General features: G+C 64.7%; 16 protein-coding genes and 2 pseudogenes. 10 read left to right on the top strand and 8 right to left on the bottom strand.

What is annotated here, in order from left to right; translation table 11 throughout:
• Positions 1-317 precede the first annotated feature (317 nt).
• Positions 318-530, top strand: a complete 213-nt coding sequence (locus QX204_RS11495) for a hypothetical protein (protein WP_301906668.1) — start codon at positions 318-320, stop codon at positions 528-530.
• 75 nt (positions 531-605) lie between these two features.
• Positions 606-1,133, top strand: coding sequence for a hypothetical protein (locus tag QX204_RS11500; RefSeq protein ID WP_301906669.1), 528 nt, complete (start codon positions 606-608; stop codon positions 1,131-1,133).
• Between the two features lie 63 nt (positions 1,134-1,196).
• On the opposite strand, the gene QX204_RS11505 is transcribed toward QX204_RS11500, so the two are convergent.
• Positions 1,197-1,760: a TetR/AcrR family transcriptional regulator gene (locus tag QX204_RS11505; protein ID WP_301906671.1), complete on the bottom strand. Its 564-nt coding sequence runs from the start codon at positions 1,758-1,760 to the stop codon at positions 1,197-1,199.
• 150 nt (positions 1,761-1,910) lie between these two features.
• On the opposite strand from QX204_RS11505, the gene QX204_RS11510 reads away from it, so the two are divergent.
• A complete protein-coding gene (locus QX204_RS11510; RefSeq protein ID WP_301906672.1) occupies positions 1,911-3,278 on the top strand; it encodes an FAD-dependent oxidoreductase in 1,368 nt (455 codons plus the stop codon).
• Positions 3,279-3,300: 22 nt separating this feature from the next.
• Here the strand turns inward: QX204_RS11510 and QX204_RS11515 are convergent, their stop codons facing one another.
• Both QX204_RS11515 and QX204_RS11520 read right to left on the bottom strand, forming a co-directional pair.
• Positions 3,301-3,666, bottom strand: coding sequence for a VOC family protein (locus QX204_RS11515; RefSeq protein ID WP_301906674.1), 366 nt, complete (start codon positions 3,664-3,666; stop codon positions 3,301-3,303).
• Between the two features lie 146 nt (positions 3,667-3,812).
• Positions 3,813-4,796: a zinc-binding dehydrogenase gene (locus tag QX204_RS11520; protein ID WP_367620177.1), complete on the bottom strand. Its 984-nt coding sequence runs from the start codon at positions 4,794-4,796 to the stop codon at positions 3,813-3,815.
• Positions 4,797-4,868: 72 nt separating this feature from the next.
• Here QX204_RS11520 and QX204_RS11530 point away from each other — a divergent pair, with 72 nt between their 5' ends.
• A complete protein-coding gene (locus QX204_RS11530; RefSeq protein ID WP_301906676.1) occupies positions 4,869-5,171 on the top strand; it encodes a TetR/AcrR family transcriptional regulator in 303 nt (100 codons plus the stop codon).
• Positions 5,172-5,186: 15 nt separating this feature from the next.
• A pseudogene (locus QX204_RS11535) lies at positions 5,187-5,501 on the top strand (TetR/AcrR family transcriptional regulator); the annotation flags it as partial.
• Positions 5,502-5,550: 49 nt separating this feature from the next.
• Here the strand turns inward: QX204_RS11535 and QX204_RS11540 are convergent.
• On the bottom strand, positions 5,551-6,021 hold the full coding sequence (locus QX204_RS11540; RefSeq protein ID WP_301906679.1) for a nuclear transport factor 2 family protein: 471 nt from the start codon (positions 6,019-6,021) through the stop codon (positions 5,551-5,553).
• 400 nt (positions 6,022-6,421) lie between these two features.
• A complete protein-coding gene (locus QX204_RS11545) occupies positions 6,422-6,976 on the bottom strand; it encodes a GNAT family N-acetyltransferase (protein WP_301906680.1) in 555 nt (184 codons plus the stop codon).
• Between the two features lie 407 nt (positions 6,977-7,383).
• On the opposite strand from QX204_RS11545, the gene QX204_RS11550 reads away from it, so the two are divergent.
• Positions 7,384-8,559 carry an alanine--tRNA ligase-related protein gene (locus tag QX204_RS11550; protein ID WP_301906681.1) on the top strand — a complete coding sequence of 392 codons (1,176 nt, stop codon included), beginning with the start codon at positions 7,384-7,386 and terminating at the stop codon, positions 8,557-8,559.
• Here QX204_RS11550 and QX204_RS11555 read toward each other — a convergent pair.
• The gene (locus tag QX204_RS11555; protein WP_301907973.1) at positions 8,552-9,031 is read right to left on the bottom strand and encodes an HIT family protein; all 480 of its coding nucleotides are present in this window, start codon (positions 9,029-9,031) and stop codon (positions 8,552-8,554) included. The genes QX204_RS11550 and QX204_RS11555 overlap by 8 nt on opposite strands.
• 263 nt (positions 9,032-9,294) lie before the next feature.
• Here QX204_RS11555 and QX204_RS11560 point away from each other — a divergent pair, with 263 nt between their 5' ends.
• Positions 9,295-9,702 (top strand): PPOX class F420-dependent oxidoreductase, encoded by a 408-nt coding sequence (locus tag QX204_RS11560; protein ID WP_301906682.1) that lies wholly within the window; start codon positions 9,295-9,297, stop codon positions 9,700-9,702.
• A gap of 173 nt (positions 9,703-9,875) precedes the next feature.
• Here the strand turns inward: QX204_RS11560 and QX204_RS11565 are convergent.
• A pseudogene (locus tag QX204_RS11565) lies at positions 9,876-10,709 on the bottom strand (metal-dependent hydrolase); the annotation flags it as partial.
• Between the two features lie 49 nt (positions 10,710-10,758).
• A complete protein-coding gene (locus QX204_RS11570) occupies positions 10,759-11,157 on the bottom strand; it encodes a hypothetical protein (RefSeq protein WP_301906684.1) in 399 nt (132 codons plus the stop codon).
• Between the two features lie 193 nt (positions 11,158-11,350).
• On the opposite strand from QX204_RS11570, the gene QX204_RS11575 reads away from it, so the two are divergent.
• The 3 genes from QX204_RS11575 (at position 11,351) to QX204_RS11585 (ending at position 13,867) form a co-directional block, all read left to right on the top strand.
• Positions 11,351-11,518, top strand: coding sequence for a CsbD family protein (locus QX204_RS11575; RefSeq protein WP_194827835.1), 168 nt, complete (start codon positions 11,351-11,353; stop codon positions 11,516-11,518).
• 87 nt (positions 11,519-11,605) lie between these two features.
• On the top strand, positions 11,606-12,445 hold the full coding sequence (locus tag QX204_RS11580) for a DUF1206 domain-containing protein (protein ID WP_301906685.1): 840 nt from the start codon (positions 11,606-11,608) through the stop codon (positions 12,443-12,445).
• Positions 12,446-12,625: 180 nt separating this feature from the next.
• A complete protein-coding gene (locus tag QX204_RS11585; protein WP_301906686.1) occupies positions 12,626-13,867 on the top strand; it encodes a lipase family protein in 1,242 nt (413 codons plus the stop codon).
• Positions 13,868-14,238: the final 371 nt, after the last annotated feature.

Genomic DNA, 14,238 nt, shown 5'->3' on the forward strand with positions numbered 1-14,238 from the left:
CGCCTGCGCGCATGGTCTGATTCCGGATTTCCGCTGGTCCTGGCCTCGGCCGCCCATTGTGCGGCACCCCCGCGCCTTGCCACAAGCGATATATGCGGAGCCGACCTGCCCACCGTGGGCTCCCTGGGTCCGGATATCCAGCGGGGCGCAACTTGTACGCAAACCAGCTGAATGGGAGTTGATCGCCACGCGAGCCAGCTTGACAAGTGCGAATGTTCGAAATCTACTGGACGAAATATTGGCAATGGCAACCTATTGGTTAATGATCGGCGGGCAGCGCTCCAACCTGTCTCGATACCAGCGAAGGACGGACAATCATGCGGAAGCTGTTGGGTGCAGCCCTCGTCGGTGGCGCGATCGCCACACTCACCGTCGCGACGAGCGGCGTCTCGAACGCCACCCCCGCGCCGCCCTCGCCCTTGTGCTCGGTTGTGGCGTACCCGCTGGCCTTCGTCGTCGAGGTAACCGGAGGAAAGACCAGCCCGTTGCTTCCGGTGGCACAAGCGATCTCCGATTCGGTCTGTCGCTGACCGCACCGAATCCTTCAAAACCACATCCCCACTGCCGGATATCTGCCGCCGGACACCCTCTGAAACGGAGCTTCGATGAAGCGTGCGCTGACAGTTCTCGCCGGAATGGCCCTCGTTCTGGGTTCGGCTGGATGCTCGACGGACTCGACGCCCTCGCCGGCGCCCAGCGGCACGGCCGCGGCCACCGCTTCATCGACCACGCCTGCCTCGGCGACTTCGGTCCCGTCGCAGCCGACTGTCAGCCCGGGGGAGCGCGGCGCCGACGGCTCCACCGGCAACAGCCTGGGCGCCGAATATTGCGCGAAGCGCCAAGATCCGGGCTGCCCGCTCGGCAGTTATGTCGGCCCCGACGCGATTGAGAACCCCAACGGCGACGGCACCTGGGTGCCGTGCGAGGGAACGATCTGCACCAACCCCGACCATGGTGCGGGCCCGGGCACCACAGCACCCGCCGAAATCCCTGCACCGGTCGACGTTCCCTCGATCACCCCGCAGAACTCGGCACAGGTCGAAGGCGCACCCTGCGAGGGTGACGGCCACTGGGTCCGCCTGGACGGAGGCAACGCCGGGCACTACGGCACCGAATGGCTCTGCCGGCACTGAACTCCATCCGGCGAGCGTCATTCGCTGATACAGATGGCGCAATCCGTCGCAGCGTGGAATCCGCTAGCGACTGACGGCGCGGGCTACCGCGTCGCCGACCTGTTCGTCGGTGAGGCTGCTGCGCTTGATCAGTACATGCGACAGCACGGTGCGAACGGCGATCTCCGCGGCCTGCGCCGGGGTGACCATGAGCGACGCGCTGTCGTCGCGAGCCGCCAGTAGCGGCGCGATGAAGGCGCCGACGGTCTCGATCAGGTTGAGCTCGGACCCTTCGTGCTCGATCGCGACATTGATCAGCCATCCGGGTTCACGGTCGCGCAGCCGGGAGATCACCGGGTGTCGACGCAGGTAGCAGATGGCAAAGACCACAGCGTCTTTCGCCAACTGCCGTACCGGAGTGAAGATGTCGATCTCCTGGTAGGCGGCGCTCATCATGCGGGCTACCTCGATCTTGCTGACGGCTGCGATGAGGCCGTTCTTGTCTCCGAACTCGCGGTAGGCGGTAGCGCGCGAGACGCCCGCCCGGCGAGCGACCGCGGTCAGCGTCAGATCGTCCAGGCCGGTCTCGGCCATCATCGCCAAGGCGGTGTCCGCGAGCAACGAGGACGACTGTGTCGCATTGGTCATGCCGGTCATTCTGCATGCTCCTCGCTCCGGGGCGGCACGACCGGTTGCGGTCGAGTCAGTACTGAGACTACATTCGGTATCAGTCTCAGTGATGGATCCGCGAATTGATCCGTGCACAGGACTCGGAACATCGACGTTCGGAGGTACGGCATGCCGAAAATCGGCGATCACGCAGTCGTGTTGGGTGCGGGCATCGGCGGGTTACTCGCGGCTCGGGTGCTCAGCGAGGCCTACTCGAGAGTGACGGTGATCGAGCGAGATGCCCTGCCCTCGGATTCCGAGGCGCGAAAAGGCGTCCCGCAGGGGCGCCACGTGCACGGGCTGCTGCCGCGGGGCAAGGACATCCTCGAGGAACTGTTCCCGGGGTTCGGCGACGACATGCGAACGAGCGGCGTGGTCGAATGCGATGCGCTTCGCGAAGTCCGCTTCACCATGGCCGGCCGCACCCTCAAGCGAGTATCGACCGGCCACAAAGCTTTTCAGGCAAGTCGCCCACACCTCGAGCACCAGCTCCGCAGGCGAGTCGAGGCGCTGTCCAACGTCACCATTCGCGACAGGTGCGAGGCCGGGGCGCCCGTCGTCGACGCCGACGGAACTCGGATCACCGGCATCGCGATTCTGGACCGTGCGGACGGTGCGCGCGAAACCGTCGACGCGGACCTGGTCGTAGCGTCGATGGGCCGTGCCAGCGTCGTCCCCGCATGGCTGGACAAGCTCGGCTACGACCGCCCGGTCGAAGAAGGCACCACCATCGACATCATCTACCGCAGCGCTCTCATCCAGCTGCCGCCGAACGCGCTGCCCCACGACAAGCTGGTCACGATCGGTGTCCGTGACCTACCCCCGCGCGCCCTCGCGCTGTTCGCCGTCGAAGGAAACCGCCACATCCTCACCCTGATCGGCCACGACGGCGAGGAACCACCGAAGGACGCGGCCGGATTCCTCGACTTCGCCGCGATGATCGCCCCGCCCGACGTACTCGATGCCATCAAGAACGGTGAACTGGTGGGCGACATCGCGACCTTCCGGTACAAGGCCAACCTGCGCCGCCGCTATGAGCGGCTCGATCGTTTCCCCGACGGACTGCTCGCGGTCGGCGACAGCCTGTGCAGCTTCAGCCCCGTCTACGGCCAGGGCATGACAGTCGCCGCGATCCAGATGGCGGTGCTGCGCGAGTGCCTCGCTCGGGGTGGAAACGATCTTGCCGCAAGGTTTTACAGCGCGGTCACGCCCGAGATCGACAACGCCTGGCAACTCACCGTGATCGCCGACGGCGCCATGCCCCACGTCAGCGCCAGTGCCTCGCTGCCGGTCCGAGTCGCCGTCGCGGCGCTCGATCCGGTGCTGATCGCCGCCGAACGCGACACCGCGGTCGCGACCGCCCTGTACCGGGTGATGGGACTCGTCGACAAGCCCGGCGCGCTTCTCACGCCTACCATCGCCGCCCGCATCGGTATCGCGAATGCCCGCGCCGTACTGGAAGGCCTCGGCCGGATTCTGGACGTGGGCCGGAAATAGCCTGGAGTCCGTCCGCGGCGACTCAGTCGAGGCAGAACTCGTTACCCTCGATGTCCTGCATCACCAAGCACGACTCGTTGACACCATCGGCACGAAGTAGCCGAACACGCACCGCTCCGAGCGCGACCAGTCGCGTGCATTCGGTCTCGAGCGCCGTCACGCGCTCTTCCCCCACGAGCCCGGTACCGACCCGCACGTCGAGATGCACCCGATTCTTGACAACCTTGCCTTCTGGAACGCGCTGAAAGTACAGGCGAGGGCCCACGCCGGAGGGATCGACGCATGCCGAACCCCGATGCTCGTAACCCAATACCGCCGACCAGAAGCCAGCGAGACGCTCGGGTTCTGCGCAGTCGAAGGTGACTTGGATCTGTTTGATCGATGCCATCGATCCACCGTAGAGGCGGGGTCGTGGTCGTCCGTTAAGAGTTCCACGGCTCGTTGATCTTCCGCGCTGCGGCGCCGGCCAGTTGCCGCCGCACGGACCGCAGTATTACCGGATGGCCTGAGCAGCAAACGGTCTCATCGGTGCCCCTAACCCGCCGATGGCGTGAGCACGATTCTGCCGAATACCTCGCCGTTCTCGATTTTCTGGTGGGCCAGCACAGCTTCTTCCAGGGAAAGCATCTCGTGCACAACTGCTTTCAGATCGCCGCGAACCGAGGCGGCAAAGAGTTCGGCGGTCGCGGCCCGCCGGTCGGCTGTAGGCACAGTATCGGCACTGAAGGTCGCGAACGACGTCGATTTCCTGAACGCCTTGACGATTTCCATACCGAAATCCGCCGGTGGCATGCCTGCCATCACGCCGACAGCCACCATGCGACCGTTCGGCTCGAGCATGGCGAGGAACGACGGTAGATCCGCGCCCGAGGCGATGTCGATGATGACGTCGTAGCCTGCCGGGGCGTTCTCCGCGCCCCGGCCAGCCCGGTCCAACACGTGGGTCGCGCCGAGTTCGCGCAGGCGATCGCCGCGCTCCGGGGAGGAGGTCGTGACCGCGATCGCACCGGCCCCGCCACCAGCCGCGAGCTGAACCGCCACCACGCCGATTCCGCCGGCCGCGCCACGCACCAGCACCGACTCGCCGCGCGCGAAATGCGCATGGCGCAAAGCGAAGTGGGCCACCATGGCCGAGCTGCCGAGTGTGACCGCGTCGACAGCCGACAGGGTCTGCGGGAGGGGGACGAGCGTTTCGGCCGAGGCGACGGCGCGCTCGGTGTATCCGCCGCCCTCGCCGGTGAACGCCCACACACGCTGACCGATCCACCCTGTGTGAACATCCTCGCCGACCTCGGTCACGGTGCCGGCGACCTCTTGGCCGAGAACGCGACCCGGCGTGGCTCCGTAGGCGGCCAGCGCGCCACTTCGGAGAAGGGTGTCGACCCCGCCGACGCCGATCGCCTCGGTCGTGATCACCACCTGTCCGACGGCCGGTTTCGGGTCGGGAAGTTCGACCACCGTGAGGACCTCGGGACCTCCGAATGCTGGGACCGTTACCGCCTTCATCGGTGCCTCCATGTTCTGTTCGACCGGAACTGACGAAGTGGGACCGTAACGGACGCCCCCGTCCGTTTAGCTAAAGTGAGAGCGGTGACCACTGGTTTGCCTCACACCCTGCGGTCGGATGCCCGCGACAACCGCGAACGCATCCTCGACGCGGCCCGCGCGGTGTTCGTCATCGACGGTCTGGATGTGCCGATGCGCGAGATCGCCCGGCGCGCCCAGGTCGGCCCTGCCACCCTGTATCGCCATTTCCCGACCAAGGAGATGCTGGTGGCCGAGGCGTTCACCGATCAGATGCTCGCGTGCCGGACGCTCGTGGACGAAGGGCTCGCCGACCCCGATCCCTGGCACGGCTTCTGCCGCACCGTCGAGAAGCTCTGCGAGCTGTAAGCCCGCGACCACGGGTTCGCCGCGGCCTTCATGGCCGCCTACCCACACGCGCTGGACTTCGCCGCGATCCGTAACTCCTCGCTCACCGGCGCCGCCGAACTGATCCGTCGCGCCAAGGACACCGGCCGCCTGCGCCCCGACATCGTGGTGGACGACCTCGTCCTTATGATCATGGCCAACAACGGCATCCAGGCTGGAACTCCGGCAGCACGAATCGCGGCCTCCCGCCGCTTCGCAGCCCTCATGATCCAAGCCTTCCACGCCTCACCGACGTCTGTGCCGCTGCCGCCGGTGCCACGATTGATGCCCGCGATGCGCGCCCGTCAGTAGACGGCAGTAGAGGGGGTTCCGTCGATTTGCTGCGGTAGGGGAGTGCAGGCTAAGCGATTGTCTGGTCCGAATTCTCACCGGCCGCTTGTGGGTCGAACGCCTGAGCAACGGCGATGCTGTCTTCGTAGACGTGGTGGCGGGTGATGAGGTCGTTCTCGACAGTGAGGTGCAGCGCGAAACGGGACCGGTAGGCACGGCCGGTAGACCGAGCGGTTTGGCGGATCTCACCCAGCACCACCGCATCCGCGCCATCGATCAAGATACGTTCGATCACGGTTCCGTTCTGTTCGGGCACGTGGTACCGCGAGATGTCGCGGTAGTGCTCAGCCACGTCGGCGCGCGTGGACCGATGCCGAATCCACGGGGTCTCGGTCCGGCCGTGCTCGTCCTCCGGCCAATCCAACTTCCAATCGACGACCGGAGCGTAGAGCGCTGAGGTGGCGTCCGGGTCACCCGAACCGATTCGACGCAGAAGCTCTTCGACAACGGTGCGGGTGGCGCTTGTCAGGATGTTGCCCATACAGCCACCTTGCCCGAGCCGGGCGCATTTCGTCGACTAGCTCATTTGGACGCAATGCATGACCAACGGTCTGAGCGTGCATCGAGTAGCGCTGTCGACCAGTCGATCCGGAGAGTCCCAAGACATGCGCTCCACGTCATGCGAGCGCGTTGCGGCCGAGCACCCCGCTCGTGGAACTGGGTCCGATGTTCTCGGATGCTCGGTCCATCGGGACCACCAACGCCTCCGTACAGTCTGCGGGCCGCAGCATTCACCTAACCCTCAACGCAGGACTTCACGCTCGGCCACCGGTAGTTCAATCGCCACGAGGTTTGCGAGTCCCGCGATCACACCACCACCTTGCTGCCGAAATCACGAAATGTGCATCACAACAAGCATTGTCAATGTAGCGGGCTTACCGCTACGCGTCCGTCCGGGTCATCCCCGGGCGTTGAGCGAGCCATTGTTCGCCGGTGATGGCGTACTCGACCTCGCCCTGTTCACTGCCGGGCAGTGGCTCGTCCCACTCGAGGTGGAATGTCCGTATGTAGTGCATCCCAACTGAGACCATCGTCGCCCGGGACGCGGTGTTCACGATCATGGTCTCAGCAAAGATCCGGGTGAGGCCGAGGTCGTTGAATCCGTGTCGAAGAAGTTCGCGTGCCCCCTCGCTGGCCAAGCCCTTGCGCCAGTATCGGGACAGGAGCCGGTATCCGAGCTCGGCCTGCCCAGCAATCGACCCCTGGTATTCGTGCTCCGGCGGCTCCAGGATCCACCAGCCGACGAAGTCCGCATCAACGAAACCGGCCCAGAAGCCGAGTCCAGGAACGCGGTCGGCCACGGCAAGCCGCCGCCGATGCAGGACTTCGACTTCGTTGCGGGATCGGGGCCGGCCAGTTCCCAGATAGCGCATGACCTCGGGATCGCCATCGAGTTGTACCTCATAGTCGAAGTGCTCGTCGGACAGTGGGACCAAGGTGAGCCTGCTGGTTCGTAGAGTTTTCTGAGGAGGCATAACAAGCATTCTCGGCTGCCGACCCAGCAGTGCCGGAAATTTCGGTGGCCATCACCCTCACCTGAGCGTCCGGGTGAGGGCTGAGGGTGGGCTAGCTGGTTTCGGCAGTCGACGCGGGCGACCCATCACTACACCACCCATAAATCAGTGGTGTCCTGCACAGCCCCGTTGCTACCGTCGCAGCATGAAGGTCACTTCACGCATCGCTGCCGCGACCGCACGAGCTCTCAGCTCGCCGGTCGCTGCCGCCTGACCTCTTTCTCCCATGCCGGCGGCCGGAAACGGTCCGCTGGTTCGCGTCGGTCTTGTTGCCGGACTTGCCGTGTGCGGTCGCTTCCGGTCGATTTCACATCGATGGAGCAACCACCGTGATCACAACAGACCAGACCGTTCAGACCTTCCTCGACTTCTTCCGCGAACGTGGGCATGAGATCACGCCGGGCGGATCGCTCATTCCCTCGCCGGATGACCCGGTGCTGTTCACCACCTCCGGAATGCACCCGTTGACCCCCTATCTGATGGGCCGACCCCACCCGCTCGGCCGGCGGCTCACCGGCTTGCAACGATGCCTGCGCACCACCGATCTCGACGAAGTCGGCGACGATACCCACCTCACCGTGTTCGAAATGCTCGGGTCCTGGTCACTCGGCGACTACGGCGGCCCGCGGAGCCTGCGTTGGGGATTCGAACTGCTGCGCGATGGTTTCGGCATCGACCCCTGCCGGATGCACGTCACGGTCTTCGGCGGTGACGACCAGGTCGAGCCCGACCACGAGTCGTGGTGCACGTGGGATGACCTGGGGTTGCCGGTTGAACCGACCACGGACGAGAACTGGTGGTCCAACGGCCCGACCGGACTCTGCGGACCCGATTCCGAGATCTTCCTCTGGGCGGGAGACGAAAAACCGCAGGGCACACCGACATCCGATGATCGATGGGTGGAGGTGTGGAACCACGTCATGATGCGCTACATCCGGCATTCCGACGGCAGCCTCGAACCGATGCGCCGACCCGGTATCGACACCGGCCTGGGTGTGGAACGGCTGGTGCGCATCCTGCAGAACACGCGGTCGATCTTCGAGATCGACGTTTTCGAGCCCTGGCTCACCACCCTGCCCAGAATCTGGGGCCCGCTGGACGAGCGGTCGCTACGACTGCTGTCGGATCATCTGCGATCGGGCCTCGGCGACCACGTCACACCGTCCCCGTCCGGTCGCGGTCACATACTCCGCCGTTTGATCCGCCGCACCCTGACCACGCTGTGGCGCGACGATCCCATCCGCACCCTGTCCGACTTGCCGATCGCGCTCGTGGAACACACCCTCGGACACTTCCAGCAATCTGTCGACCCCCACGAGGTACGCACCGTCCTGCTCGATGAGGAACGAAAATTCGACCTACTGCTCCAACGCGGACGAAAGCTCCTGTCCCACCGCCGATTCACCGGACCCTTGACCGACGACGACTACCACTACCTGCACGACACCCACGGCCTGCCCCGCGATCTCGTGGTGTACCTCAACACCGAAACCGGGGTCAGATGACAGGTCGGGCCGTGTCGATCCGATTGGCGGGGACGTCGGCGAGCAATTCCAAGGCGCTGCGAAGCCGCTCGCCACAGACGGTGACAGTGTCCATGTCAGCGGTAGTACCGGGTTGCCAAGGCAGCGCGAGCCGGTCCTTGGCCTTGTCGACATAGCGTGGGACAACATGCAGATGAAAGTGGAAGACCGTTTGCCAAGCTTCGGCGCCGCAGCAATTGAGCAGGTTCACCCCATCGGCACCAAATTCCGTGACGACTACCTTGGCGATCCGCTGTGCCGCCAGGGTGACGGCGGCGAGATCCTCGGCTGGAATGTCGAGAAGATCTCTGCTGTGCCGCTTGGGAACCACCAGCAGGTGGCCGTCGGAGGCCGGATGAATGTCCATGAACGCGAGGGTTGTTTCATCCTCGGCCACCTTCACACCTGGTAGGTCGCCGGCAACGATGCTACAAAATAGGCACTGATCGCTCATGGTCATCGAGGCTAATGTCGGCGCGGAACGGCTGCGACCGAATTTGATCACCGGCGGAACCGCAGCCATGTGAGAGCGCCTGCTGATCGTCAGACCGAGTCCCCGGTGCGAAACCAGGAAACTCGGATGACGGTGGGCTGTTCCGACCGTCGGGCCGGATGAGGCACTCGTCAAGGTGGTTTGGCTGGCAGTGGGCAGGTGAGCTGCCGGTGAACTGATTCGTTGATCGGAATGCGTGGTCGATTAGGCCATAATCCGACAGTATGAGCTTCACGGATGCCGAAGTCGACTACCTCCGGTCACAGCCGCTCGCTCGCCTCGCCACCCGAGCCGCAGATGGACAGCCCGACGTTGTGCCTGTCGCCTTCGAATTCGACGGCACCTGCTTCTGGGTCGGCGGTGGTGCAACGTTCCCCAAGACACGCAAGGCGCGCAATGTCGGTACGGGCAATGCCGAGGTGGCGCTGGTTGTCGATGACGTGATCTCGATCGACCCCTTCATCGCCCGCGGACTCCGCGTCTACGGTCGCGCCGAACCGCCCGTCGAGCGAGTGGGCATGGTGGGGCCCGGCTTCTATCTACGCATAACTCCCGTGCAGTCCTGGAGTTGGAACCTCGCCGGTGAGCCAGTCGGCGACCAGTGGTACGACACCCGCCACACCTGGCACTGACGAAAGGTGCGCAGCGCCCACATCGAGGCGTTGATGTCCTCAATTCGAACGATGTGGCATTCATGACCGTGCGATGTGTGGCATGACAACTGTGTTCGGCTGGAGGGCACCATCACAGCGATCGGCGCGACCGCACTCACCTCGCTGATTTCGCCTGACGCGCCGGGCCAGCGGCGGCCTTTCTCGCCGAACAGTGCCGCAGTCCAGTGCGCGAGCAGTGTTGCGTTGTCGGAGTCGTCGGGATGGTAGCCACGCTTGGCGTAAGCCCCTACCAGGCGCTGGACGGCGCACGTCAGGAACGGGGAGCGCGGAATCGCGGCAAGGCTGCGTCCCAGTCGGATCGGGTTATAGGTGGCGCGGTCCCCGAGTAGCGACAATGTGGTGTTGACGACGATCGCGGTGATGAAGGAGGCCGAGATGGCTCGCATCGCCCAGATTCGTCGGCGTTCTGTGCCGCCGGCGGCGCGGTAGACGTCGAAGGCGACTGGCCCGGTGTTCTGGTTCTTCGATCGCGTGCCACAGCAGCATCGACCGGACCTCGGTGGATCCCAGCAGTGCCTGGGCTCGCTCGTCGCTGAGCAGCGTCTCGGCGAACACCGCGGTGAAGTACTCGAGCGCGGCCGTGATCGCCAGACAGGTCAGCGGCGAGAGCCAACGCTCGTATCTGATCAAGACGCGACGGGTCGTGCTGTCTCCTCGCCGCGTGGGATAGCCCATGCCCTGCAGGCGCTCGTTCAGGGCGCGATGCTCACGACCGTGGGTGACTTCCTGGCCGATGAAACCCTGCACCTGTGACTTCATTCGGAATCGGTGATATCTCCCGCGCAACGGCGGACCGAGCGGACGAAGAAGTCCTCACCCTCTGGGAACGTTGCCGAGAGATACGCGATCACGTGACTCATCACCAGGTCTCCGTCGACGAAGTGACGGTCGAGTGTGCCAGTGGGATAAGAGAATTGGATGGGGCGAGCACGCACGACTCGTTTGGTCGGATCGGTGGCGTTCATGAGGTTCCCCCTCGATTGTCTTGTATTCGATCAGTGGTGTGACGAACATTCATCGGTAGGCGACTGGCGGCGGTGTGGGCGTGCCGAGGTAGACGCGGATCATCGCCTTGAACGCGTCGAGGACCTCGGCGGCACGGAACGGCTCGTAGCCGGGTATCGATTGCGCTGTGGCGAGCCCGGTGAGCAGCGCGTAGACGAGGTGCGGTCCCACCGTCTTGTCGAGTCGGTGGTGGGCGTCGTCGGTGGCAGGGAACAGTTGGGTGTAGAGCAGTTCGCCGGCCACCATGAATTGCCGATCGATCTCGATCATCGGAGCCGCCGAGTCCGGGTCGGTCCTAGCCGCCACCCACAACTCGTGCCATGCGGTGAAGGTGGGGCGCGCGTACATCGACCACAGCAGATCGATCGCCGCGTCGAGCTTGTCTGCCGTGGGATCCAGATCGGCCATCAGCCGCCCGTAATCCTCGATCCGACGTCCGAAGGAATGCGCCACCGCATCGGTCAGCAGGTCGCTTCGGTGGGAAAATGGTGCAGCAGCGCACCCAGCGACACCCCCGCACGGTCGACGTGTGTTCCCTCTTCTCGATCGGGGGTATCCCTGTGTTGACTTGATTTCACACAGCGAGGAAGCCGCCATGAGTATGAGCAAGAAGATCGCGAATTCCGTCGAGGCCACCAAGGGCCGGGTGAAGAAGGCGTACGGGCGAGCCACCGGCAACCGAAGCCTCGAGGCCGAAGGCCGAGCCGAACAGGTCAAGGGCAATCTGAAGCAGTCCGCCGCCAAGATCAAGGACGCGTTCAAGAACTAGCTTCGCCGACGAGACCTCGTAGTTGACCCCGCGCGCCGACCGTTGCGGACCACTTCGACTGATCCACTACACGCAGGGGCTTTCACCATGCCGAACAACACTGTCTCCCCATCGTCGTACGACAACTCGTCCAGCACCGTGGCCAAGGTGGCCCAGAACGGCATCTTCGAACGATTCGCCCGTGCGGGCTTCGTGATGAGCGGTCTCGTGCACGTGCTCATCGGTTATGTCGCCATCCGGCTCGCCCTCGGCGGCGGAGGCGGCTCCGCCGACCAATCGGGGGCGATGGCCGAACTGGCCGCCAAGCCGGGCGGTGTCCTCGCGCTCTGGATCGGTGTGGTGGCGTTCTCTCTGATGGCATTGTGGCGGCTCGCCGAAGCGGCACTCGGCAGCTCCTCCAAACCGGACGCCGACAGCAAGAAATCCGAGGCCGTCCATCGCGTCAAGGCATTCTCCTTGGCGGTGGTCTACCTCGGCTTCGCCATCTCCGCATTCGGATTCGCCAGGGGTGCGGGCAAATCCAGTAGCGAGCAGAGTACGGGGATCACTGCTGCGATGATGCGATCGAGCGTGGGCACGATCGCCCTCGTCGCCGCTGGATTGATCATCATCGCGGTGGGTGGCTATCACGTGTACAAGGGGGCGACCCAGAGCTTCCTCGAAGACTTGCACGGCTCCCCGAGCAAACTGGTTCGTCGGTTGGGCACGGTGGGATACATCGCGAAGGGATTGGCCGTCGCGGCCATCGGATTGCTGGTGATACTCGCGGTGGGCCGATCCGATCCCAGCGAAGCCGCCGGACTCGACGGCGCGTTCAAAACTCTGGGAGCACAGCCTTTCGGAGCGACTCTGTTGATCGCGGCCGGCCTGGGCATCATCACCTACGGTCTCTACAGTTTCGCCATGGCGCGATACACCAAGATGTAGCCGACTCCGCACAGCGCCAGACCTGCCATCGGTATATCGCGGGGGGAGTGGTTGGGCTGCGAGCGGGGAAGTAACCGGCCGATCGGGCGGGACTTCCCCGCAACTCGGGTATCAGGTCCCATCGAATGCACTACGCTCGCGGACGCAAACTAGAACAGGTTCTCGGGGTGGGAGTGTGCGATGCGGACAATGGATATCGCGACTTTGCGGGCGACGGTGGTCGGCGCGGTTGTCGCGCTGGTGACGGCGTGCGCGGGGTGGGCTACGGCAGTTCCTCTGCCGGAACAGGATTCGTTCTACGCCGAGCCGGCCGGTCTCGCAGACCTACCCAACGGGACAGTGCTCACGTCCCGGGCGATCGAACCCGAGTCGTTCCTGCTGCCGCTACCCGCACAGGCATGGCAGGTGCAGTACAAGACGATCGACAATCATGGGGCGCCCCGCGCCTACATCGCGACAGTTCTTGTACCGCAACAAGAATGGACCGGAGGCGGCCCGCGTCCGCTGCTGTCGTACCAGGTCGCCGAAGACGGTGTCGGTTCGAAATGCGCACCCTCCTACGCGCTGCGCGGTGGGATCGACGGCGTCCCGAGTAACGCGTATACCGAGACCGGCATGATTCGGTTTGCGCTGCAACAAGGTTGGGCGCTGGTCGTGCCGGACTATCAGGGGCCCGACTCCGATTTGTTCGGCGCCGACGGGTACGTCCACGGCATTCTGGACGGCGTTCGCGCCGCCAAAGCGTTCGCGCCGGCGAATGTCGACCCCGCGGCGCCGATCGGCATGTGGGGATATTCCGGCGGGGCACAGGCCACCGCTATCGCAGCGCAAGCGCAGAGTGCCTACGCCCCGGATCTGAGATTGGCAGGTGTGGCGCTGGGCGGGATCGTCGCCGACCTGGAGGCCACCATGTCCGGCTTCAGCGGTGGAATCGCCGGCGGGGCGGCCGTGGTCGGTCTGGTGGGGTTGAACCGCTCCTATCCGGAAGCCGATGTGTCTCAGTACCTCAATGAGTCCGGCCGCGGGATGTTGGCCGCGAGCCGAGCCGACTGCCTGCTCGACGCCACCATCGCGTATCCCTTCCTCGATGCCGCTGCGCTGGAAGCTTGGCCTGGATCGATCACGAACAATACCGAATTGAGCAAGGTGGTTCGGATGGCCAGTCCCTTGTTCCGCCCGGGTGTCCCCGTCGTGCCGGTGCTGCTCCATCATGCTGTCGCCGACGAGTTCGCGCCTATCGACTCGGCACGGGCGTTGGCCGGAAAGTACTGTGCCGCTGGGGTTCCGGTGCAGCTGGTGGAGAATCCGGTCGGCGAGCACGGTACCGAAGGGGTGGTGGGATTGTCGACGGCCGTGACCTATCTGGCCGACCGATTCGCCGCGAAGCCGGCGGCGAACACCTGCTCGAACAACGGTTCATAACGTGTTCACGGCTGACCGGTCGCGTCGATCGAACAGATCCGGAAGGTCACACAAGTATTCTGCTGACGCTTCGTGACTCTCGTCCAGGGTGAGCGAAGGGCAGTCGCGCCACCATGGCACAACGAGCAAGAGCTTCAACAACTCCGGTACGCCGATCGCTACCAGACCAGCAGAGCCTTCGGAGTCGGCGTACATGATCGGCCGTTCCTCGCCGCCTTCGCCGCAGAAGAAGTAGGTACCCCCGGCCCCGTCCCCGGCGAACCCTGGAGCAGCGCGCCTGAAGCGAGGTGCACGTCCTCGGCATGGTCCGACCGATCGAGATCGAAGTCCCCAGGCCAGTTCAGGAACTCGGACGCATCGTCGTGTTCCCC

Source organism: Nocardia sp. PE-7 (assembly GCF_030486425.1).
In the GTDB taxonomy this organism is placed as follows: Bacteria; Actinomycetota; Actinomycetes; order Mycobacteriales; family Mycobacteriaceae; genus Nocardia; species Nocardia salmonicida_A.

Coding starts and splice junctions, on each gene's coding strand:
- QX204_RS11560 (WP_301906682.1), top strand. CDS start 9,295: ATGAGCTTCACGGATGCCGAAGTCGACTACCTCCGGTCACAGCCGCTC.
- QX204_RS11585 (WP_301906686.1), top strand. CDS start 12,626: ATGCGGACAATGGATATCGCGACTTTGCGGGCGACGGTGGTCGGCGCG.
- QX204_RS11505 (WP_301906671.1), bottom strand. CDS start 1,760: ATGACCAATGCGACACAGTCGTCCTCGTTGCTCGCGGACACCGCCTTG.
- QX204_RS11510 (WP_301906672.1), top strand. CDS start 1,911: ATGCCGAAAATCGGCGATCACGCAGTCGTGTTGGGTGCGGGCATCGGC.
- QX204_RS11520 (WP_367620177.1), bottom strand. CDS start 4,796: ATGGAGGCACCGATGAAGGCGGTAACGGTCCCAGCATTCGGAGGTCCC.
- QX204_RS11515 (WP_301906674.1), bottom strand. CDS start 3,666: ATGGCATCGATCAAACAGATCCAAGTCACCTTCGACTGCGCAGAACCC.
- QX204_RS11495 (WP_301906668.1), top strand. CDS start 318: ATGCGGAAGCTGTTGGGTGCAGCCCTCGTCGGTGGCGCGATCGCCACA.
- QX204_RS11575 (WP_194827835.1), top strand. CDS start 11,351: ATGAGCAAGAAGATCGCGAATTCCGTCGAGGCCACCAAGGGCCGGGTG.
- QX204_RS11580 (WP_301906685.1), top strand. CDS start 11,606: ATGCCGAACAACACTGTCTCCCCATCGTCGTACGACAACTCGTCCAGC.
- QX204_RS11500 (WP_301906669.1), top strand. CDS start 606: ATGAAGCGTGCGCTGACAGTTCTCGCCGGAATGGCCCTCGTTCTGGGT.
- QX204_RS11570 (WP_301906684.1), bottom strand. CDS start 11,157: ATGGCCGATCTGGATCCCACGGCAGACAAGCTCGACGCGGCGATCGAT.
- QX204_RS11555 (WP_301907973.1), bottom strand. CDS start 9,031: ATGAGCGATCAGTGCCTATTTTGTAGCATCGTTGCCGGCGACCTACCA.
- QX204_RS11540 (WP_301906679.1), bottom strand. CDS start 6,021: ATGGGCAACATCCTGACAAGCGCCACCCGCACCGTTGTCGAAGAGCTT.